A 20,849-nucleotide genomic window follows, 5' to 3' on the forward strand; every position below is an offset into this window, starting at 1 on the left:
CTACAGGGAGATCGCGCCGCAGGGGAAACCGCTCATCCCAGGCCCGGTAAGCATATAGGCCCGGTAAGGCGCCAGCCGCCACCGGGCAGTAAAGCCGCTACGGAGCTGAGTATCCCGCCCGTCGGCGCTGCGCTTGCGCGGGCCTACAGGGGAGATCGCTCCGCGGGGGAAACCGCTCATCCCAGGTCCGGTAAGCATGTAGGCCCGGTAAGGCACCCGCCGCCACCGGGCAGTAAAGCCGCTGCGGAGCCGACTATCCTGCCCGGCGGCGCTGCGCTTGCGCGGGCCTACAGAGGGGGATCACACTGCGGGGGAAACCGCTCATCCCAGGTCCGGTAAGCATGTAGGCCCGGTAAGGCACCCGCCGCCACCGGGCAGTAAAGCCGCTGCGGAGCCGACTATCCCGCCCGGCGGCGCTGCGCTTGCGCGGGCCTACAGAGGGAGATCACACCGCGGGGGAAACCGCTCATCCCAGGTCCGGTAAGACAGTAGGCCCGGTAAGGCGCCAGCCGCTACCGGGCAGTAAAGCCGCTGCGGAGCCGACTATCCCGCCCGGCGGCGCTGCGCTTGCGCGGGCCTACGGGGGGATCACGCCGCGGGAGAAACCGCTCATCCCAGATCCGGTAAGACAGTAGGCCCGGTAAGGCGCCAGCCGCCACCGGGCACAAACAGACGTCCAGTCTTCACCTCCTGCTTAGCCGGCCAGGTTGGTCGGCGAGTGTCAGGCGCTCTGGTTGTCCAGCGTCAGCTGCCCCTCGCGCCGCTGCTTCAGCTTCCAGAAGCCCCACAGCGCGATAAACCACAGTGGAGAAGCCAACAGCGCCAGCAGCGTGTCCGGGTCAAAGATCATGATGAAGATGGCGAAGGCGAAGAACAGCAGGCTCACCCAGCTCATCACCACCCCGGCAGGCATCTTAAAGTTCGACCCGGCGTGCAGGTCCGGACGCTGACGGCGATAGACCAGATAAGCCACGAGGATCATCCCCCAGCTGAACACCACCATAATCGCCGCCAGGGTCGAGACGATGGTGAACAGGGTCATCACATTCGGCACCAGGAACAGCAGCAGCGTGCCGATCAGCATGCAGAAGCAGGAGAACAGCAGGCTACGCACCGGGATGCGGGTATTGCGCGACAGGATGCGAAACTGCCAGTGCGCGTGCTTCTCCACCGACAGGCCGTACAACATGCGGGTGCTGGAGAAGACGCCGCTGTTGGCCGAGGACATCGCCGAGGTCAGCGCCACGAAGTTAATCACCGCCGCGGCGGCAGGTAGCCCAGCTTTGGCAAACAGCGTCACGAACGGACTGGTCTCCGCCGACACCCCCGGCCAGGAGGCGACGGCGATAATCACCACCATCGACAGCAGATAGAAGATGATAATCCGCAGCGGCAGAGCATTGATCGCCTTGGGCAAAATGCGCTGCGGATCGCGGGTCTCCGCCGTCATGGTGCCCAGCAGCTCAATGCCGGTAAAGGAGAAGATCGCTATCTGGAAGCCGGCGAAAAAACCGGTGATACCGTGAGGCATAAAGGCCGTCGGGTCGGTAAGATGGCTGAGAGAAGCCGTCACGCCGTCCGGGGAAGTCCAGCCGGTGGCAATCATCCAGCCGCCAGTGCAGATCAGGGCGATAATGGTGATCACCTTGATCAGGGCGAACCAGAACTCCGCCTCGCCAAACATTTTCACCGACAGCAGGTTAAGCAGGAACAGGATCGCCAGCATGCTGAGGGCCGGCATCCATGCCGACAGTTCCGGGAACCAGTACTGCATATAGCTCCCGCAGACCACCACGTCGGCGATACAGGTCACCACCCAGCTTAGCCAGTAGGTCCAGCCGAGGTAAAAGCTCGCCTGCGGCCCGAGATACTCGCCGACAAAGTCGGCAAACGAGCGGTAGTCATGGCGGGTGAGCAGCAGCTCCCCCATCGCCCGCATCACCATATAGGTAAAGAACCCGACCAGCACGTAGATAACCAGAATCGAGGTGCCGGCGACGGCGATGTTGCGCCCCGCCCCCATAAACAGCCCGGTGCCGATGGCGCCCCCGAGGGCAATCATTTGAATGTGGCGGGCGCCGAGCCCGCGTTTAAGCTGTGACGCGTCCTCACCTCCGGCGGCAGGTGACGCCTGATGTTGATGTTCAGTCATGGTGTTTCCTCAGGCTGGTTGTGGGAGGCGAAGGGCCGCAGCGCGCAGCAGCAGCCCGGCGCGCTGACCGGTGGCAACCCCGGCGTTGGGAAAGAGGATATAGGGGGCCCGGGCCTGCACCACCCACCGTGTCTCCGCCTGGCGAGCGATTTCGTATCCCGCCGGGAGCGCGGTGAAGTTCTCAACGTTGGCCGCGAGGTTAAGCGTAAATTCCCCCTCGCGCTTGATGATGCTCTCCTCGACCAGGAAGTAGTCCACCGGCGCTTTGTCGCGCGGCGGCAGCGGCGCGTCAGAAATCCAGGCCCGGATCGCCGCGTCGGTGGCGGCGAACAGGCTGAGATCGTTGGCGCCGAACGGCATCACTTTCCCCAGCTCCAGGGTGGCGCTTTGCGCGGCAAACTTTTCGCAGGTGAAATGGGTGAAAGTGCCGCCCGCTTCGGTATGGCGCACGATGGCGTCCATCCCGCTGGCCTGCAACAGCTGATAGAAGCCGGACGAAAAATCCCCCGCGTGGGCCGGGAGCAGCGCAAACTGGCGATACAGCGACCCGCGAATAGCGGTGTGCATATCGAGATGGCTACGGTTGACCGGACCCGCCGCATCGGCGGCGCGATAGAAGGCCTGCACCGCCTGCTCCAGCGCAAAAGCCCGCCGCGACTCATTCCCCGGGGTGACCGCCAGATGGCGGCCGCCGAACAGGCGATTCAGGTCGTTGTGCAGATAGCGACGCGCGGCGCGGATCGCCGGCAGGTTACCAAAGACGATCAGCAGCGCCTGAGTGAGCGGCTGCCGCCCCTGGCTCAGATCGTGGGTCAACTGCAGCAGCAGCTCCGTCGGCGCGGTCTCATTGCCATGCACGCCCGCGGAGAGGATCGTCGCCTGGCGCCATGGCGCCGTCGGCAGCAACTGCAGGATCCCCTCGCCCAGCCAGCGGGCCTCGATGCCCGCCGGGAAGGTCCACTCCTGCAGGCGGCAGTGCAGTAAATCGTTAACCAGGTGCTCCATCTGCCGCTCCTTAACGCTGAAAATCATAGACCGCACCCAGGCGCAGGATCTGCGTCAGCTCATCCAGCGCCTGATAAACCTCGCGCAGCAGCTGCGGGTCCGCCAGATCGCGGGCGTGCAGCCGGTCGCGATAGTGTTTTTCCACCCATGCCGTCAGCTGCTGATAACGCTCGTCGTTCATCAGGCTATGCGCGTTGACCGCCTGGCGTTCAGCCTCGTTGAGCACCACCCGCAGCCGCAGACAGGCCGGGCCGCCGCCGTTGCGCATGCTTTCCCGCAGATCAAAGACCGCCACTTCATCGATCGGCGATGCGCTGTCGGCGGCCAGGTCGCTCAGATAGCGCCAGACGTTTTCCCGCTGACGGCACTCCTCCGGGACCACGATCAGCATCTTGCCGTCAGGTTTGCTCAGCAGCTGGCTGTTGAACAGGTAAGAGGCCACGGCGTCATCAAGCGACACCCGCTCGTCCGGCACTTCCACGCTGGTGAACGGGATATCCAGACTGTCGCTTTTAGCCCGCAGCGTCGCCAGCACCGTCGCCTGATCGACAAACGCCTGCTGATGGTGGAACAGCACATGGCGATTGCTGACCGCAATGACGTCGTTGTGAAACACGCCGCGATCGATAGCCTGCGGCGCCTGCTGAGCAAACACCGTGTAGCGCGGATCCAACTGATGCAGGCGAGCCACTGCTTCGCTGGCCTCGAGGGTCTGCCGCGCCGGATACTTCACCGGGGCGATCCCACCGCTGGCGCGTCGACCGTAGACAAAAAACTGCACCCCCTGCCGGTCATACTCCCGGCAGAAGCGGTTATGGTTGGCCGCCCCTTCATCGCCGAGGTCGCCATGCTGCGGCAGCGCCGCATGGTGGGCGAAGTAGCGCGGATCGGCGAACGTGGCGCCCAGGATCGCCGAGGTGGTGGGCGCCTCCTGCATACGGTGCAGCTTATTGTTCAGGTTGGCGACGGTGAAATGAACTTTGCCATCGGCGCTGTCCGCCGACGGTGAGACGGTCGCCGCGTTGGCGGTCCACATCGACGAGGCGGAGCTGAAGGCGGAGAGCAGCTGCGGCGCCGCGTGGGCCGCCTGCTGGATAACCTGCTCATCGCTGCCCTGGAAACCCAGTTCGCGTAGCAGACGCAGATTCGGCCGCGGCTGTGGCGGCAGAATGCCCTGCACGAATCCGCGATCGGCAAGGGCTTTCATTTTATACAACCCCTGCAGCGCCGCCTTTTTAGGGTTAGAGAGACCATCGCGGTTATTTTGCGAGGCTTCATTGCCGACGGAGAGTCCGGCGTAGTGGTGCGTCGGCCCGACCAGGCCATCAAAGTTTGCTTCAAAACCAGACATATGTCCTCACAGGATCCGTTATCAGAATGGCAGGCCCGGCGATACCGTCGCCGGAAGCGTCAGCGTATCGCTGACCAGAGAGGCCATCGGCCAGGCACAGTAATCGGCGGCGTACCACGCTGCCGCGCGATGGTTGCCGGAGGCGCCCACCCCGCCAAACGGCGCTTTACTGGAGGCGCCGGTCAGCGGCTTGTTCCAGTTGACGATCCCGGCCCGCGCCTCGTCCGCCAGCTGGTCAAACTGCGCCGCATCGCTGGAGATCAGCCCGACGGCCAGGCCATAGCGGGTCTGGTTGGCGAGGCGGATGGCCTCCGGGAAGCCGTCATAACGGATAACCGTCAGCAGCGGGCCAAAGTACTCTTCATCCGGCACGTCGATACCGGTGACATCAACGATCCCCGGCGTCAGTACCGTGGAACGTGGGTCGGGCTGGCGCATGCGCAGCAGCACCTTGCCGCCGAGCCCCTCCAGTTTTTGCTGCGCCGCCAGCATGTTCTGCGCGGCGTCGAGAGAAATCACCCCGCCCATAAACGGCGCCGGCTGGTCATCCCATTTGCCGGCGCGGATCTGCGCGCTGGCCGCGACCAGCCGCTGCAGCAGCGCATCCCCCTGCTCGCCACGCGGAACGATCAGCCGGCGCGCGCAGGTGCAGCGCTGTCCGGCGGAGATAAACGCCGACTGGATAATCACATGCAGCGCCGCATCGACATCGGCCACGTCGGCGACGATCAGCGCGTTGTTGCCGCCCATCTCCAGCGCCAGCATCTTCTCCGGCTGGCCGCCGAAATAGCGATGGAAGTGGAAACCCGCCGCCGCGCTGCCGGTGAACAGCACGCCGTCGATATCACGATTTTCCAGCAGCGCCTGGCCAGTGGTTTTTCCGCCCTGCAGCAGATTAATCACCCCGGCGGGGACGCCCGCCTGCTGCCACAGCTGGACCGTCATTTCGGCGGTGGCCGGCGTCAGCTCGCTGGGTTTAAACACGATGGTGTTCCCGGCAATCAGTGCCGGAATAATATGTCCGTTGGGCAGGTGGCCCGGGAAGTTGTAGGGGCCAAAGACCGCCATCACACCGTGCGGTTTGTGGCGCAGCTGTGCTTTTCCGTCCGGCAGCGTCGACTCGTGAAAGCCCGTCCGCTGGTGATAGGCCTCGATGGAGATCGCGGCCTTGCCGATCATCGCCTGCACTTCTGTGCGGGTCTCCCACAGCGGCTTGCTGGTCTCCCGGGAAATCAGGGTCGCCAGCGCCTCTTTATGCGTCTCCAGCAGCGCGGCAAAACGCTCCACCACGGCAATACGCTCGGCCAGCGGCCGGTGCGACCAGGGGTAAAACGCCGCGCGCGCCGCGGCGCAGGCCGTCTGGACGTCGTCGGCTCCCGCGCTGGCCGCCTGCCACAGCAGCGACTGATCCTCCGGGGCCAGTTTGCTCATCGTTGCGCCGCTGCCCGCCTGCCACTGCCCGGCTATAAACTGTGCTTTTACCGCCATGATCTGTTTTCCTCTGGATTCAGGGTTACCGTATAAACGCGGTCGGTTTCACTGACCTGCAGCGCGTCCAGCGCGGCGGCATCCAGTGAGACCTGCTCTTCGTGGGCCACCAGCAGCGCCCGAAAGTTGTCGAACTGACCGTTGGCGACGAGCGTCGGCGCCGGCAGGGTGCCCATCAGCTGCTGGGCCGGCAGGCACTGGCTGTCGCGCACGGCGCGGATCTGATCGGTGTTCGCCTCCAGCACCGGACCGGCATCGAAAATATCCACCGAGCCGCGCCAGCTGAATCCCTCTTTCTCGAGGATCGCCCGCGCCGGGGCGGTATTGGGATGCACCTGACCGATGACCTCGCGGGCCGCTTCCGGCAGCAGTGAGATATAGATCGGGTAAGCCGGCATCAGTTCGGCAATAAAGGTTTTCATGCCGGTGCCGGTCAGCCGGTCGGCATCGGCAAACGGGATGTCGAAGAAGTGATGGCCCAGCGCATCCCAGAACGGCGACTGCCCCTGCTCATCGCTGCAGCCGCGCAGTTCGGCAAACAGGTGCGGGGAAAACCACTCGCGGAAGGCGGCGATAAATAAAAAGCGCGCCTTGGAGAGCAGCAGACCATTGCGGTTGCGCTGATAGGCCGGGTCGAGAAACAGCGTACACAGTTCGCTGTGCCCGGTGTGGTCATAGCTGAGATTAAGCAGCTCCTGAGGCTTATAGACTCCCAGCGCTTTCGAGGCGCGAACCGTTTTCTGAATGCGAAAATTGTAAAACGGCTCGTCCAGGCCTACCGCGACCTCAATGGCGCTCACCCCCACCACCCGCGCCAGCGCGGTGTCTTCCAGTACAAACAGGAAACCCTGCTGGCCGCGCGGCAGTTCGCCGGCGAAGGTCTCGATACTGCGCCGGATCCGGGCCGCCAGGCGCTCGACGTCATGCGGTAAGGAGGTCATGCCGACCCCCGCCCGCGCGGCAAGGCGGACGATGTCGTCGAGATCGTTTTCCCGTACGGGACGAAATAGCATCACAGGCCGTCCTCCCGGTTAGCGGGTTAAGCGAGCAACGGCGCGATCAAGGCGCACGAAGGCTTCCGCAATATCCGCCAGCGGGATATTGAGCGCCGGCGCGAAGCGCAGCACGTCCGGGCCGGCAATCAGGGCGATCAGCCCCTCTTCCGCCGCCAGGTTGGTCAACGTTTTGGCCTTGCCGCGCAGCGGCCCCGCCAGCTCAGCGCCGATCAGCAGACCGGTGCCGCGCACTGCGCTGAACGCATCGTAACGGGCAGAGATCGCATTCAACTGGTCAACAATCAGCGCATGGCGCTCGCCAACGCCCGCCAGCAGCGGCGCATCGAGATGGGCCAGCACGGCGTTAGCGACGGTCGCCGCCAGCGGGTTGCCGCCGAAGGTGGTGCCATGGGTGCCGGGCTGAAAGACCTGCGCCCAGGCCTCTTTCGCCAGCATCGCGCCGATTGGGAAGCCGCCCCCCAGCCCTTTGGCGCTGGTGAGGATGTCCGGGACGACGTTGTAGTGCTGGTAGGCGTAGAGATGGCCGGTACGGCCCGCCCCGGTCTGCACCTCATCGAATATCAGGGTCGCGTGATGGCGATCGCAGAGGGAGCGCAGCGCCTGCAGGAACGCCGGATCAGCGGGTATCACGCCGCCTTCGCCGATGATCGGCTCGACGATCACCGCACAGGTGCGTGAAGAGATGGCCGCGGTGACCGCCTCGATATCGTTATAGGGCAGATGGGTAATGCCCTGCGGCAGCGGAGCATAATCGCTGGAATATTTCGGCTGGCCGCCGACGGAGACGGTGAACAGCGTCCGGCCATGGAAGGCATGGTTGAAGGCGATGATTTCGCTTTTTTCACCACCAAACTTATCGTGAGCGTATTTCCGTGCCAGTTTGAGAGCGGCCTCGTTGGCTTCGGCGCCGGAGTTGCAGAAAAACACCTTATCGGCAAAGGTCGACTGCACGAGGGTTTTCGCCAGCTGCAGCACCGGCTCGTTGGTATAGCCATTGCCGATATGCCACAGCTTCGCCAGTTGATCCTGCAGGGCCTGGGCCAGTGCCGGATGGGCATGGCCTAAGGCGTTCACCGCAATGCCGCCCGCCATATCGATATACTCTTTCCCCTGCTGGTCCCAGACGCGGGAGCCCGCCGCCCTGACCGGAATAAACGGCGCGGGGGCAAAACAGGGAACCAGGTAAGCGTCAAAATCTTCGCGAGTCATAGTGCCTGACATCATTCATCTCCGGAACGTAAGACGACGGAAAACGCTCCCGCCGCGTTGGACAATCGACATTAACCCTGACCCTCGGCTTATTTTGGGCACGAGTGCGCCCGCTGTGATGGCAAAAATATTCACCACAGGAAAAATAAGCCCTATTTATTTTACGGGTAATTGTTAATTCATGGTTAACGCCATGTTGTTGTGTGGGCTAATGCTGGCCTGTGAACAATAAGATTGTCAATACGGGTGGAAGCAATTTATTCACTTTTTGAAGATCATCAAGATAATGAAAAACATAGAAAAAATATTTTTCTATGCACTTAAGTGAATAAAAAGTGAATTAAAATGCACAGCTTGCAGGTGGTTGGCGTGCGTAGTTATTCACTTAAAAAATAAAAAATCTAACAAAAATTTAAAAATCGGAATTGCCGTCAAATACCGCTTTATAAAATTGGTGATACCATTCATTGCACAGAGTTTACTGCTGTAGCTATTCCACGGTTTTACACGACATAAATAACACTGAGAAACAGGACTCTTATGGAAAAGTTATCTTACGCATCCGAAAGTAGTACATCTCCCTGGACCACCTACCTGCGCCAGATCGACCGTGTCGCGCCTTATCTCGGCGATCTTGCCTACTGGGTGGAAACCCTGCGCCATCCGAAGCGTGCGCTGATCGTCGACATTCCTGTGCAAATGGACGACGGCACCATCCGCCACTTCGAGGGCTATCGCGTTCAGCACAATCTGTCGCGTGGACCGGGTAAAGGCGGTGTTCGCTACCATCCGGATGTCGATCTCAACGAAGTCATGGCACTTTCTGCCTGGATGACTATTAAGTGCGCCGCGGTCAATATTCCTTACGGCGGGGCCAAAGGCGGCATTCGCGTCGACCCCTTCTCACTGTCAGAAGGTGAACTGGAGCGTCTGACCCGCCGCTACACCAGCGAAATCGGCATTATTATCGGGCCGCAGAAAGATATCCCGGCGCCGGACGTCGGCACCAACGGTAAAGTGATGGCATGGATGATGGACACCTACTCCATGAACCATGGCACCACCATCACCGGCGTGGTCACCGGCAAACCGATCCACCTCGGCGGCTCCCTCGGCCGTGAAAAGGCCACCGGGCGTGGCGTATTCGTCACCGGCCGGGAAGTGGCTCGTCGCGCCGGTATCGAAATTGAAGGCGCCAAAGTGGCGCTGCAGGGCTTTGGTAACGTCGGTAGCGAAGCAGCCCGCCTGTTCGCCGGCGTCGGCGCCCGCGTGGTGGTCATTCAGGATCATACCGCGACCCTGTATAACGAAGGCGGAATTGATATGGCCGCCCTCACCGCCTGGCAGGCGGAGAAAAAGCAGATTGCCGGTTTCCCGGGCGCCCAGGAGATCGATAAAGACGCTTTCTGGACCACCTCGATGGACATCCTGATCCCGGCGGCACTGGAAGGGCAAATCACCCGCGAGCGCGCTGAGAAGCTGAGCTGCAAACTGGTGCTGGAAGGGGCCAACGGCCCAACCTATCCGGAAGCGGACGACGTACTGGCTGAACGCGGTGTGATCGTGGTGCCGGACGTCATCTGCAACGCCGGCGGGGTGACCGTCAGCTATTTTGAGTGGGTGCAGGATATGGCCAGCTTCTTCTGGAGCGAAGAGGAGATCAACGCCAAGATGGACCGCATCATGACCGACGCCATCATTCACGTCTGCGATAAAGCCGCCGAGAAAGCGTGTACGCTGCGTACTGCCGCCTATATCGTGGCCTGCGAGCGCATCCTGATGGCGCGTAAAGACCGCGGCATCTACCCGGGCTGATCCCCGTCAGGGACTGAATCAGGGGGGTGGCGTAGTGCCGCCCCCCTTTTTTTCGCTATCGTACCGTCAGCTGCCGGTGGACCACAGCACCGGCCATCCCCGACGCTGCGACTCCGCCAGCAGCGCCGCGCACGGATTGACCGCACAGGGGTGCCCAACCAGCGCGAGCAACGGCAGATCCGAGATATGATCCCCAAAGGCATAGCACGCCGCTAACGGCTGGCCCTGTTCCTGCGCGTAGCGTTGGGCATGCAGCGCCTTATGTTCGCCAATGGCGGTCCGCCAGAGTTCCCCGGTATAGTGATCGTCAACCACTACTGGCTCTGAACACAGAGCATGCTCCACCCCCAGCGCCGCCATCGCTGGCCAGAGAATGTCGGTCATTGACCCGGAGACAAATACCACATCATCCCCCCGCGCCTGATGCTGCTTGAGGATCGCCACCACCTCACGGTGAAAACCATATCCACCTTCGCGATACAGTGTCTCCGCGACCGCCCGTACCTGGGCGCGCGGCTCATGGCGAAACAGCGAATAGTAGTAGCGATTGATCGCCTCACGCGAACTGCCTGCCCTGCTGAGACCCTGCACCATCTGGACAATCGCTGCGGCAGTCAGGCCGCACTGCAGCGGATACTCCCAGGCATAGCGGTGCAGAAACAGAAACATACTCTTGCCGTTGATGAGGGTTTCATCCACGTCAAAAAAGGCGATGCTCATCCCCGTCCCCCTGCTCAATACTGACCAGATAATGTTGATGGCATAGCGCCGCCTGCTCACACTCCTTACGAGTAATGTAGTTCAGGTCATAGACGCTGAAGCTAAAGCCGACTTCCGCTTTGCGGGTGCCGGTCTGGTCAAAACCGACCGAACACTCGCAGGTAAAGCGGCCGTGGGCTGAGCTTTTGCGCGACACCACATTCAGCACAATGGTCACCGGCAGCGGGAAAACAAAGCTGGAAAAAGCCACCTGCAGCGAGCTCAGCGTGAAGTACTTCTCGTCCATCGCCACGCCCGCCTCCGCCAGCAGAAATTTCTCCGAGGTGGCGATGATGGTTTGCCGCGCCGCCTCGATCAGCACCATCCCCTGGATGTGTTGCCCGGTCTGGTGGTCGCAGAGCAGCTCCGAGGCGTCCTGCAGGATCAGACGCGCGCAATAGCTATCTTCATCGCGTTTTTCCGGCGAGGTGATGAGGATGTTCTCTTTTTTACGTTTATGCACCAGCCGCTGATGATCGCGGTTGTTTTGATAATAGAGATCCTGCAGATTGACGATCTGGCGGATTTTATCCGGATAGTGCTGACGAATAATGCAGACCGTGCGGGAGATGTCGTCGAGCTGCACGCCCTGACCAATGACGATTTTATCGACGCCGGCGAGCTCGCCGCTCCAGACAAAACGCTCAAACTCGTTGACGGTCAGCACATGCTGATGCCGCCGGGCAAAATCGGTAAATTTCTCACCCACCACAATTAATTTTTCCATGGCGCTTGTCTCCTCAGATCGTTTTCACAATTAACGCAATACCCATCCCACCGCCGATACACAGCGAGGCCAGGCCGGTCGGTTTATTCTCCCGGCGCAGCGCGTGCAGGAGGCTCACGACAATCCGGGTTCCGGAACTGCCGAGCGGGTGCCCGAGGGCAATCGCGCCGCCGTTGACGTTCAGGCGGGCGGCTATCTCCTCCGCCGTCATCTGATGCTCTCGGGCCAGCCCCTTGACCACCCCCAGCACCTGCGCGGCAAAGGCTTCGTTAATTTCCAGTCGCGCCATATCGCTGAGCTGAAACCGCCCGCGGCGCAGGGCGCACGTCATGGCCGGCAGCGGCCCAAGCCCCATCATCGCCGGGTCGACACCGCCCTCGCCGAAGGAGACTATCTCAGCCAGCGGCCGCAGGCCGTACTGCGCAACGGCGCGTGCCGAGGCGAGGATCACTGACGCCGCGCCGTCGTTCAGCCCCGAGGCGTTGCCCGCCGTGACGCTCCCGTCGCGACGAAAAGCCGGTTTCAGCGCCGCCAGCTGGTCGGCGCTAAGGTCATGGCGGATCTGCTCATCCTCGCGGACCACGCTGACGCCCCGCTTCGCGCTGACCGTCACCGGCACGATCTCCTCGGCAAAATGGCCGGCGCGGCTGGCGGCGGAGGCTTTTTGATGGCTGTCCAGCGCGTACTGGTCCTGTTCTGCGCGCGAGATCTGCTCATGCGCGGCGATGGCCTCCGCCGTTTCCCCCATCGGAATATGCAACAGCGGATCGGTTAAGCCATCGCTCTGGATCAGATCCTCGCTGCTGAACGCGCCAAATTTCATGCCGCCCCTTATCTCTCCCCGCAGCAAAAACGGCGCCTGGCTCATGTTTTCCATCCCACCAGCGACGACCAGGTCAGCATAACCGCTCTGGATATGGATCGCCCCCTCGGTAATACTTTTCATGCCGCTACCGCAGATCATATTCAGGGTGTAAGCCGGCTTTTGCACCGGGATCCCCGCCCGCAGCGCAACCTGACGCGCCGGCCCCATCCCCTGTCCGGCAGAGAGGACGCTGCCGCAGATCACTTCGTCAATCCACGCCGGGTCAATCCCGGCCTGCTGCAGGTTGTGGCGGACGGTGAGCGCGGCCAGTTCCACCGCAGAGACCGTTTTCAGGGCGCCAAGAAAGCGCCCCACCGGCGTACGGCAGGCCGCGACGATATACACTTTATTCATGATTATTCCATTACGTAGAGCGAGGAAAGATACTGCGATGTCCCGGCTTCGCTGCCGGTAAAGCCCACATAGCCATCGGGATTGATCACCGCATAGTCATCGCGGCCAATCTGTAGCGCCTCAAGAAACGCCTCGTCCGCCGGGTCAAGGGCGCAGAATATAAACCAGCCGCTATGTTTCAGGCGGGATAAGGGAGGACAGTCGACGCGTGCGGAAAAGACCACGACCTTACCGCTGGCGAAGGTGTCATAACTGTTGCGAAACCTCGCCTGCGGCGAGGTAAAGACGTACCACGGGACATGGTGGCCCATCAGGCCGTTCGGGTGAGCGCTCTGCGGCGCGGCAAAGCCGGCGTACTGCAGCGGCAGCTGGTGGCGATAATAGTGACGGTTGCAAAACTCCGGAAAGTAGACCGCGTCGATATGATTTTTCGGCACCAGACCAGCGATCAGGCCGGTATCGTGATCGGTGGCGTGCAGCACGCCGCTCACCGCGGCGAAACGCTCGGTGCGATAGGATCCCAGCAGCCGGTCGCTGGCGACGCCATGCAGGTAAAAGGCCAGCTTCCAGGCCAGGTTAATCGCATCCTGAATACCGGTATTCATCCCCTGCCCGCCAATCGGACTGAACAGATGGAAAGCATCGCCCGCCAGCATGATATTGTGCTGCAGATTGTCATCGGCGATCCGGTTATAGAAGTTGGCGCTGGAGGACCAGGTCAGCGCCTGCGCCGGAGGAACCTCGGGGCAGAAGCGCGCCAGCGCCACATTGATCTCCTGCAGATCCGGCACCGGACGCGGCGACGGTAATCGGCCGGCTCTTTTAATCACGATCCTGACCTGATTGTCCGGCATGGGCAGAAAGATCAGAAAGCCCTGCTCGTCAATATAGTAAGAGGTTCCCGGGAGCGTCGCCGCGCTGGCGAACTGCACGTCCGCCATCACAAAATGCAGCGGGTAATCATGGCCGCTAAAGCCAATCCCGGCCAGCTCCCGAACGGTGCTGGCCGCGCCGTCGGCACCGATAATATAGTCATAAGTGGCGGAACAGGCCCGGCGGGCATCGTCGAGCAGAGAGACGTGATAGCGCCCTTCCTCCCGCCGCCAGGAAACCAGCTGATGCCCGCGTTTCACCTGCTGCCCGGCCTCGGCCAGCGCCGTTTCAAGGATCTTCTCCGTCCGCGGCTGCGGGATACTGACATGGAAGGGATAGCAGGTGGGGAGATGGCGGTTATCGATGTGCAGAAATTTGCGGTTTTTATACCAGGCGTAAATTGACTGAACCTGCTTGCCCTGGGCGACCAGTTCCCCGGCAAGGGCTAAGCCGTGGAAGGCTTTAATCGTCGCCGGACTGACGCTCAGCGCTTTGGACCAGGTGGTGCTGTGTGTATTTTTATCAATAATATCAAAATCAATTCCATACTTATTCAGATAGCAGCCAATGATTAACCCTACCGGGCCGGCGCCAACAATGAGTACTTTTTTCACGATCGAGCCTCTCTGTATGCCCCCGAGGGGGCATACGCGTGTTGCCTGGGTGCAGGGTGAGTTAGGGGTAGATATCGTCGGCCAGACGGCGATCGCCGGCGACATTGCAGATATGCCAGTAGGGATAAGGCTTCTCTTTTTCGCTCACGCTGTTGAGGATCGCCGCCTCCTCGTCGCTCAGCGTCCAGTGCAGTGCCGCCAGGTTATCCTCCAGCTGGACGAGTTTGGTCGCGCCGATCACCAGCGATGTGATCCCCGGGCGGGTACGCAACCAGTTGAGCGCCACCTGCGCCACGCTGGCGTTGCGCTGACGGGCAATCTCCTGCATCACTTCCAGAGTCTGCCAGGCTTGTTCGCGATTGGCGATCGGCGCCGACTCAAACGGGGTGGCGTTCGCCAGCCGACTGCCCTCAGGAAACGCCTGATTACGCGGGTATTTACCGGTGAGGAAGCCCCCGGCCAGCGGGCTCCAGACGGTGATGCCGACGTTCTGATCGACGCTGAGCGGGATAATCTCATGTTCCAGTTCACGCGCGGCGATATTGTAATAGCCCTGATAGACGCAGAATTTTTCCAGTCCGAGGCGCTCTGAGATCCCCAGCGCCTTCGCCAGCTGCCAGGCCGCATAGTTGGAGACCCCGATGTAGCGAATTTTCCCGGCGCGAATCAACGCATCCAGCGTCCGCAGGGTATCCTCCAGCGCGGTGCGCGGATCGAACCCGTGGAGATGATAGATATCGATATAATCCGTTTTCAGCCGCTGCAGGCTGGCGTCGACGGCATTAATAATATGGTAGCGCGATGCCCCCAGCGCGTTCGGATTGGGGTCGGTTTGCCAGCGTCCTTTGGTACCGATAATCACCTGCTGGCGTTTCCCCTTCAGCGCGTTGCCAAGCAGCTCTTCGCCCTGACCATTTTTATAACAGTCCGCGGTATCAAAAAAGTTAATCCCGGCGTCCAGCGCTTTGTACACCAGATCGTATGCCGTATGCTCAGGCACCACGCCGAATTCCGACCAGTTGCGTCCCGGCGCGCCGAGAAAGGCCCCTTTTTCACCAAACGTCATGGCGCCAAAACAGAGCTCTGACACCGACAGCCCGGTGGAACCTAAATACCGATACTTCATGCTTGACTTCCTTTTAAAGGTGACAACGTCACACTAGCGATAATAAATCCGCTGGCGGTCAGGCACGCACCGGCCAGGGGAATATGCGAGAGGGAGACGCCGGCGGTGAGCAACAACCCACCAAACCAGGCGCCAGCGGCATTGCCGAGGTTAAAGGCGGCGATATTGCACGAGGAGACCATGCTTTTGCCGGTCTCACTGCTGTCCAGCGCCTGCATCTGCAGCGGCGGAATGGTGGAGAACATCGCCGCCCCCAGCAGAAACACCGCCGCGCAGGCGCCGGGTAGCGTCTGAATGGCGAACGGAAAGAGGCACAGGACGACGATAAGCAAGGCCAGGGTCAGCAGCAGCGCCCGGCGGACCCCACCGTCGGTCAGGCGGCCGCCGAGGTGATTCCCGGCGACCATCCCGACGCCAAACAGCACCAGCACAGGTGGAATGAGATGTTCGCTCATCCCGGTGACGGTTTTCAGCATGGGCGCAATGTAGGTAAAGGCGGCGAAGACGCCGGAAAACCCGAGCGCGGTGATCAGCAGGCTGCGCAGTACCGTCGGATGGCGCAGCACCTTCAGCTCGTCGCGGATCCGACTCTGCACCGCCGGTTGGGCCTGACGGCCGGGCACCAGGGCAATGACTGCCAGGGCGGAAAGAATGCCAATCAGCGTGACCATAAAGAAGGTGTAGCGCCAGCCAAGGTATTGCCCTACCCAGGCGCCGAGGGGCACACCCAGAATATTGGCCAGGGTGGCGCCGAGAAAGACGGCGGAGACCGCCGAAGCCCGTTTATCCACCGGCGCCAGCTCCGCGGCATAGACCGAACTGATGCCGAAGAATGAGGCGTGAGCTAAGGCGGTTATTACCCGGAAAATAATGAGCATGGTCATATTACCGGCAATACCGCAACCTAAATTACCGATGGAAAATAAGATCATCAGAAATAACAACGCCGGTTTTTTGGGGTAGCGGCTTAATAGCGGTGTGAGGAGCGGCGCGCCAATCACCACCCCACAGGCATAAGCGGTAATAGACCAGGCGGCAAGCGTAATGGATATATGAAAATCATGGGCCACATCAAGTAATAATCCCATAATCACAAATTCGGTGGTACCAATACCAAATGAGCCCACGGAAAGCGCATAAACTGCCGCAGGCAATCCCGCCGAACGGGAAACAGCAATAGTCATAAGTAACCTCATCTCCCGCCAGGACGGCGGGAGAATAGTATTCAGGGAGTTATTTTTCGATTAAGTTAAAGTCGCCCTGGTTATAGCGTAAGCCAGTGACGTTATCGGGAGTGAAAATATCTTCGATGGTGAGAATATCCTCAGGAGAGAGGGTAATATTCGCGGCTCCGGCATTATCACGCAGATGGGCAATTTTTCTCGCCCCCGGGATAGGCACAATATCCTCGCCTTTGCTCATGACCCAGGCAAGGGCAATCTGCGCAAGCGTCGCGTCATAGCGCGTGGCCACCTGCTGCAGGCGCTCAAGCAGCAGCTGGTTTTTGCGCATGGTCTCGGCCTGGAAGCGCGGCAGATTGCGGCGGAAATCATCCTCAGCGAAGACGCCAGGATCGGTGATTTTTCCCGTCAGGAAGCCGCGCCCCAGCGGGCTGTATGGGACAAAACCCACCCCCAGCTCGCGGCAGGCGTTGAGAATACCGGCCTCCGGCTCGCGGGTCCACAGCGAGTATTCCGTCTGCACGGCGGTAATCGGATGCACCTTGCAGGCCCGACGCAGCGTCTGGGCTGAGACTTCCGACAGTCCGATATGGCGAATTTTACCCTCTTTAACCAGGTCGGCCATGGTGCCCACCACGTCTTCCACCGGTACCGCCGGATCGACGCGGTGCTGATAGAGCAGATCGATGGTCTCGATATTCAGCCGCTTCAGCGACCCTTCCACTGACTCGCGAATATGTTCCGGACGGCTGTCGACGCCCGCCATGCGTTCCAGTCCCTGGCCGGTCGGCAAAATTCGAAAACCAAACTTGGTGGCAATCTGCACCTTATCGCGGATACCTTTAATCGCTTTCCCGACAAGGACTTCATTATCGAAAGGGCCATACACTTCGGCAGAATCCAGGAAGGTCACGCCCATGTCCACCGCGGCATGAATCGTATTAATCGCCTGCGACTCCTCGGCGCCGCCGTAGGCAAAACTCATTCCCATACACCCGAGACCCAATGCGGGAACCTGGAACTTCTCTTTTCCGAGATAACGTGTTTTCACCTTATTTTCCTTACGTGCTGAATGTTATTAAATATATACTTCCCTTTTACATTGATAACAATTAATCTATTCCGAACGCGGTGTTAGCTGGAAATTAACAATGAAAACCTTGCCGGATTTGCAACAAATTGAAATATTAATACTCATAGTGAAACATGGCAGTTTTCGCCAGGCCGCCAGGGCATTAAATCTTTCACCACCGGCCCTCACCAGCGCTATTAATCATCTGGAAGAAAAGTTAGGCGTGCGCCTGCTAAATCGCTCGACGCGCAGTTTGTCATTAACTGCCGTGGGTGAGGAATTTCTTAATAATATGACGCCGGTGGTCAATGATTATCGCCGGGTGGTTGACAGCCTGAATTATCATCGCCTGACGCCGGAAGGCGTGGTGAAAGTCAATTTACCGCGTATTGTTCTTGACCTGTTTTTTCAACACTATTTTATTGCCTTTAAAACCGCCTATCCCGATGTGACGCTCGAACTGTATACCACCGATCGGAAAGTCAATATTATTGAGTCCGGTTTTGACGCCGGTATTCGCTACTCGCAGGATGTGCCCAAAGATATGATTGCCATCCCCTTTGGCGAGAAGCTGTCGCTGATCCCGGTGGCCAGCCCGGCCTATATCCGCGAGGCCGGAGAGCCCAACACCCCGCAGTCGCTGGTCAATTTCCGCTGCATCAACCGCTGTTTTCCCAGCGGTGAAAAGTACCGTTGGGAGTTTATTAGCCCCAGCGGGGAGCCGAGCGAAGTCTCGGTCAGAGGCGATCTGGTCGTTGATTCCGATACGGCGATGATCCAGGCGGCGGAGAGCGGATTAGGCATCGCCTTTGTCTATCAGTCGCTGGTGACGCAGCAGCTGAGCGCGGGCAGTCTGGTCCGTTTGTTACCCGACTACCACTATCCGGCAGACCATTTTTGCGTCTACTACCCGAGCCGGAAACATATCCCGGTGCCGCTACGGGCCTTTATCACCTGGGTGATGGCGCAGAATAAGAACATCCTCAGTGAGTAAAGGGTTCGCGGGTTAACCCATCGCTATTTGCCACAATAAACGCACATACCGTTAACCACTTTTTTTCCTTCGCCTTGAATTATGGCGGTCGCCCGGCATAAACTCGTTAGAGCTCTAACGATATTGGCAGACGACCTATGGATAACCGACAGCTAAACTTCTCTCATCTTTTATACCTCACCGCCCATCACTGGCGGCTGGCGGTCAACCGTCGGCTAAAGGACCTTGGCCTGAGCCAGGCCAGTTGGGTGGCGGTCGCGGCCATTGCCCGCCAGCCACAGCCGCTGTCGCAAAGCGAACTGGCGCAGGAGCTGGGGGTAGAGAGTCCGACCATTGTGCCGCTGATCAACCGGCTGGTCGCCCTCGGCCTGGTGGAGCGTGTCACCACCGTCAGAGATAAACGTAAGCGGCTGCTGGTCGCCACCGAGCAGGGAATGGCGCTGTATGAGCAGGTCAAAACGGTGGCGGACGATCTGCGCGAAGAGATCCTGACGGCGATTACCCCGCAGGAGCGGGAGCAAACTCAGCGGGTGCTGGAAAAACTGCTGCGCGAAGTGGAGAAGAAATAATGCCCCGTCGCCAGGGTAACCCCTACGCCCCGCATGACTGGGCGCCGCATGAAAAACCGGCCCTGCTCGGCTCGCCCTCGACGCCGCTGCACAGCCCGGCGAAACGTCTCGCCTATGGCGTGGTCGGCCTGCTGGTGTGCCTCACCGGCGCGCTGGGCAACGCGGTGGTCACCGCCAACCTGCAGCTGCTGCAGGGCACCTTCGCCGCCTGGTCGACCGAGATCGCCTGGCTGCCGGCGGTGTACGTCATGACCAACGTCTCCATCAACCTGCTGCTGGTGAAATTTCGCCAGCAGTTTGGGCTGCGCGCCTTTACCGAAGGCTTTCTGGTGCTCTATGTACTGGTCACCTTTTTCCACCTGTTCGTCAACGATCTCAGCTCGGCGATGATGGTCCGCGCCGCCCACGGCATGGTGGCCGCAGCGCTCAGCTCGCTGGGGATCTACTATCAGGTGCAGGCCTGGCCCGCACGCCACCGCCTGAAAGGGCTGACCATCGGCATCACCGGCTCGTCGCTGGCCATACCGCTGGCGCGTCTCTTTTCCACCGAGCTGCTGCAGATCGATGAATGGCGCGGCCTTTACTTCTTTGAACTGGGGCTGGCGCTGGTGTCGCTGGCCTGCGTCATCGCGCTGAAACTGCCGCCGAGCGATCGTAAAAAGGTGTTCGAGAAGAAGGATTTTATCACCTTCTTTCTGCTGGCGCCCGGCATGGCGCTGGTGTGCGCCGTGCTGTCGCTGGGGCGGCTCGAGTGGTGGTTTGAAGCGCCGTGGATCGGCTGGTCACTGGCGGCCGCCGTGGTGCTGATCGTCGCCGCTATCGCCTTTGAGCATAACCGCAGCAATCCCCTGCTCAATACCAAATGGCTCTCCAGCGGCAGCATCGTACGCCTCGGCCTGATTATGCTGCTAATCCGCATCGTGCTGGCGGAGCAGAACACCGGGGTCATCGGCTGGTTGCAGTACGTTGGCCTGCAAAACGAACAGATGACTAACCTCGCGTGGTCTATTTTCGCCGGCATTCTGTGCGGGATCATCGCCAGCTGTCTGACGCTCAACCCGCAGAAGCTCTACTGGCCGACCGCCACCGCCCTGGCGCTGATCATGGTAGCCTCGCTGCTCGACAGCCAGTCCAACGCCCTCACCCGTCCGGAACAATTAATGTTCAGCCAGTTTTTACTTGGCTTCGGCAGCGCCTTCTTCCTGGCCCCGGCGATGCTCGCCGGCATTGGCGGCGTGTTTGCCGATCCGCGCAACCTGGTCAGCTTCTCGGTGCTATTCGGCATGAGCCAGAACATCGGCGGCCTGCTGGGGTCGGCGATCCTCGGCACCTTCCAGACCTGGCGGGAAAAATTTCATTCCAGCCAGCTGGCGGACCAGATAACCACTCTGAACCCGCTGATCGTCGAGCGGCTGCAGCAGTACAGCCAGATGTACCAGAGCCAGATCGGCGACAGCACCCTGCTTAACGTCCAGGCCACCACCTTGCTGCAAAACGCCGCGACACTGCAGGCCAATATTCTCGCCTGGAATGACACCTATCTGCTGACGGCGGCGATCTCCGCCGGCACATTAGTGTGGGTTTTCTGGCGCTTAATTCGCTTACGACTGACCGCCCGTATCGCCTTAAAACGCGCCACCGGCAGCAAATAATTATCATCATTTCATCTCTGGAGTCGT

General features: G+C 60.4%; 16 protein-coding genes and 2 pseudogenes. 5 read left to right on the plus strand and 13 right to left on the minus strand.

Annotation, left to right across the window (positions count from 1 at the left end):
• Positions 1-721: 721 nt before the first annotated feature.
• Genes CWM61_RS05265 through CWM61_RS05290 form a run of 6 tightly spaced genes read right to left on the minus strand, consistent with a single transcriptional unit; the run spans position 722 to position 8,233 of the window.
• Entirely contained in the window at positions 722-2,152 is a 1,431-nt protein-coding gene (locus CWM61_RS05265) for an amino acid permease (protein ID WP_100630844.1), read from the minus strand.
• 9 nt (positions 2,153-2,161) lie between these two features.
• The gene (gene astE, locus CWM61_RS05270; RefSeq protein ID WP_100630845.1) at positions 2,162-3,157 is read right to left on the minus strand and encodes a succinylglutamate desuccinylase; all 996 of its coding nucleotides are present in this window, start codon (positions 3,155-3,157) and stop codon (positions 2,162-2,164) included.
• A gap of 10 nt (positions 3,158-3,167) precedes the next feature.
• Positions 3,168-4,508: an N-succinylarginine dihydrolase gene (gene astB / locus CWM61_RS05275; RefSeq protein WP_074385993.1), complete on the minus strand. Its 1,341-nt coding sequence runs from the start codon at positions 4,506-4,508 to the stop codon at positions 3,168-3,170.
• Between the two features lie 21 nt (positions 4,509-4,529).
• Positions 4,530-5,996 (minus strand): succinylglutamate-semialdehyde dehydrogenase, encoded by a 1,467-nt coding sequence (astD, locus tag CWM61_RS05280; RefSeq protein WP_100630846.1) that lies wholly within the window; start codon positions 5,994-5,996, stop codon positions 4,530-4,532.
• Positions 5,987-7,009 (minus strand): arginine N-succinyltransferase, encoded by a 1,023-nt coding sequence (gene astA, locus CWM61_RS05285; RefSeq protein ID WP_165785253.1) that lies wholly within the window; start codon positions 7,007-7,009, stop codon positions 5,987-5,989. The genes astD and astA overlap by 10 nt, the downstream gene beginning before the upstream one ends.
• Before the next feature lie 18 nt (positions 7,010-7,027).
• Entirely contained in the window at positions 7,028-8,233 is a 1,206-nt protein-coding gene (locus tag CWM61_RS05290; RefSeq protein ID WP_100630847.1) for a bifunctional succinylornithine transaminase/acetylornithine transaminase, read from the minus strand.
• 169 nt (positions 8,234-8,402) lie between these two features.
• On the opposite strand from CWM61_RS05290, the pseudogene CWM61_RS29070 reads away from it, so the two are divergent.
• Positions 8,403-8,549: pseudogene (locus tag CWM61_RS29070) on the plus strand (hypothetical protein).
• Between the two features lie 212 nt (positions 8,550-8,761).
• Positions 8,762-10,036, plus strand: a complete 1,275-nt coding sequence (locus CWM61_RS05295) for a Glu/Leu/Phe/Val family dehydrogenase (RefSeq protein WP_100630848.1) — start codon at positions 8,762-8,764, stop codon at positions 10,034-10,036.
• Positions 10,037-10,102: 66 nt separating this feature from the next.
• Here the strand turns inward: CWM61_RS05295 and CWM61_RS05300 are convergent, their stop codons facing one another.
• The 7 genes from CWM61_RS05300 to CWM61_RS05330 all read right to left on the minus strand — a co-directional run bounded on the left by CWM61_RS05300 (position 10,103) and on the right by CWM61_RS05330 (position 17,586).
• A complete protein-coding gene (locus CWM61_RS05300) occupies positions 10,103-10,756 on the minus strand; it encodes an HAD family hydrolase (protein ID WP_061154765.1) in 654 nt (217 codons plus the stop codon).
• Positions 10,737-11,522 (minus strand): AfsA-related hotdog domain-containing protein, encoded by a 786-nt coding sequence (locus CWM61_RS05305; RefSeq protein WP_074385997.1) that lies wholly within the window; start codon positions 11,520-11,522, stop codon positions 10,737-10,739. The genes CWM61_RS05300 and CWM61_RS05305 overlap by 20 nt, the downstream gene beginning before the upstream one ends.
• A gap of 13 nt (positions 11,523-11,535) precedes the next feature.
• On the minus strand, positions 11,536-12,741 hold the full coding sequence (locus tag CWM61_RS05310) for an acetyl-CoA C-acyltransferase (RefSeq protein ID WP_061154766.1): 1,206 nt from the start codon (positions 12,739-12,741) through the stop codon (positions 11,536-11,538).
• Positions 12,742-12,743: 2 nt separating this feature from the next.
• Positions 12,744-14,228 (minus strand): FAD-dependent monooxygenase, encoded by a 1,485-nt coding sequence (locus CWM61_RS05315; protein WP_074385998.1) that lies wholly within the window; start codon positions 14,226-14,228, stop codon positions 12,744-12,746.
• Between the two features lie 61 nt (positions 14,229-14,289).
• Complete coding sequence (locus CWM61_RS05320) at positions 14,290-15,354, minus strand: aldo/keto reductase (RefSeq protein ID WP_074385999.1); 1,065 nt, start codon at positions 15,352-15,354, stop codon at positions 14,290-14,292.
• Positions 15,351-16,538: an MFS transporter gene (locus CWM61_RS05325; protein ID WP_023322524.1), complete on the minus strand. Its 1,188-nt coding sequence runs from the start codon at positions 16,536-16,538 to the stop codon at positions 15,351-15,353. The genes CWM61_RS05320 and CWM61_RS05325 overlap by 4 nt, the downstream gene beginning before the upstream one ends.
• 49 nt (positions 16,539-16,587) lie before the next feature.
• Positions 16,588-17,586, minus strand: coding sequence for an aldo/keto reductase (locus tag CWM61_RS05330; protein WP_074386001.1), 999 nt, complete (start codon positions 17,584-17,586; stop codon positions 16,588-16,590).
• A 100-nt stretch (positions 17,587-17,686) separates the two neighbouring features.
• Here CWM61_RS05330 and CWM61_RS05335 point away from each other — a divergent pair, with 100 nt between their 5' ends.
• The 3 genes and pseudogenes from CWM61_RS05335 (at position 17,687) to CWM61_RS05345 (ending at position 20,822) form a co-directional block, all read left to right on the plus strand.
• Positions 17,687-18,601 carry a LysR family transcriptional regulator gene (locus CWM61_RS05335; RefSeq protein WP_100630849.1) on the plus strand — a complete coding sequence of 305 codons (915 nt, stop codon included), beginning with the start codon at positions 17,687-17,689 and terminating at the stop codon, positions 18,599-18,601.
• Between the two features lie 137 nt (positions 18,602-18,738).
• Positions 18,739-19,170, plus strand: coding sequence for a MarR family winged helix-turn-helix transcriptional regulator (locus CWM61_RS05340; protein WP_100630850.1), 432 nt, complete (start codon positions 18,739-18,741; stop codon positions 19,168-19,170).
• A pseudogene (locus CWM61_RS05345) lies at positions 19,170-20,822 on the plus strand (MFS transporter). The gene CWM61_RS05340 and the pseudogene CWM61_RS05345 overlap by 1 nt, the downstream one beginning before the upstream one ends.
• The last annotated feature ends 27 nt before the right edge of the window (positions 20,823-20,849 follow it).

The organism is Klebsiella sp. K-Nf6 (genome assembly GCF_002806655.1).
Taxonomy (GTDB): Bacteria; Pseudomonadota; Gammaproteobacteria; order Enterobacterales; family Enterobacteriaceae; genus Klebsiella; species Klebsiella variicola.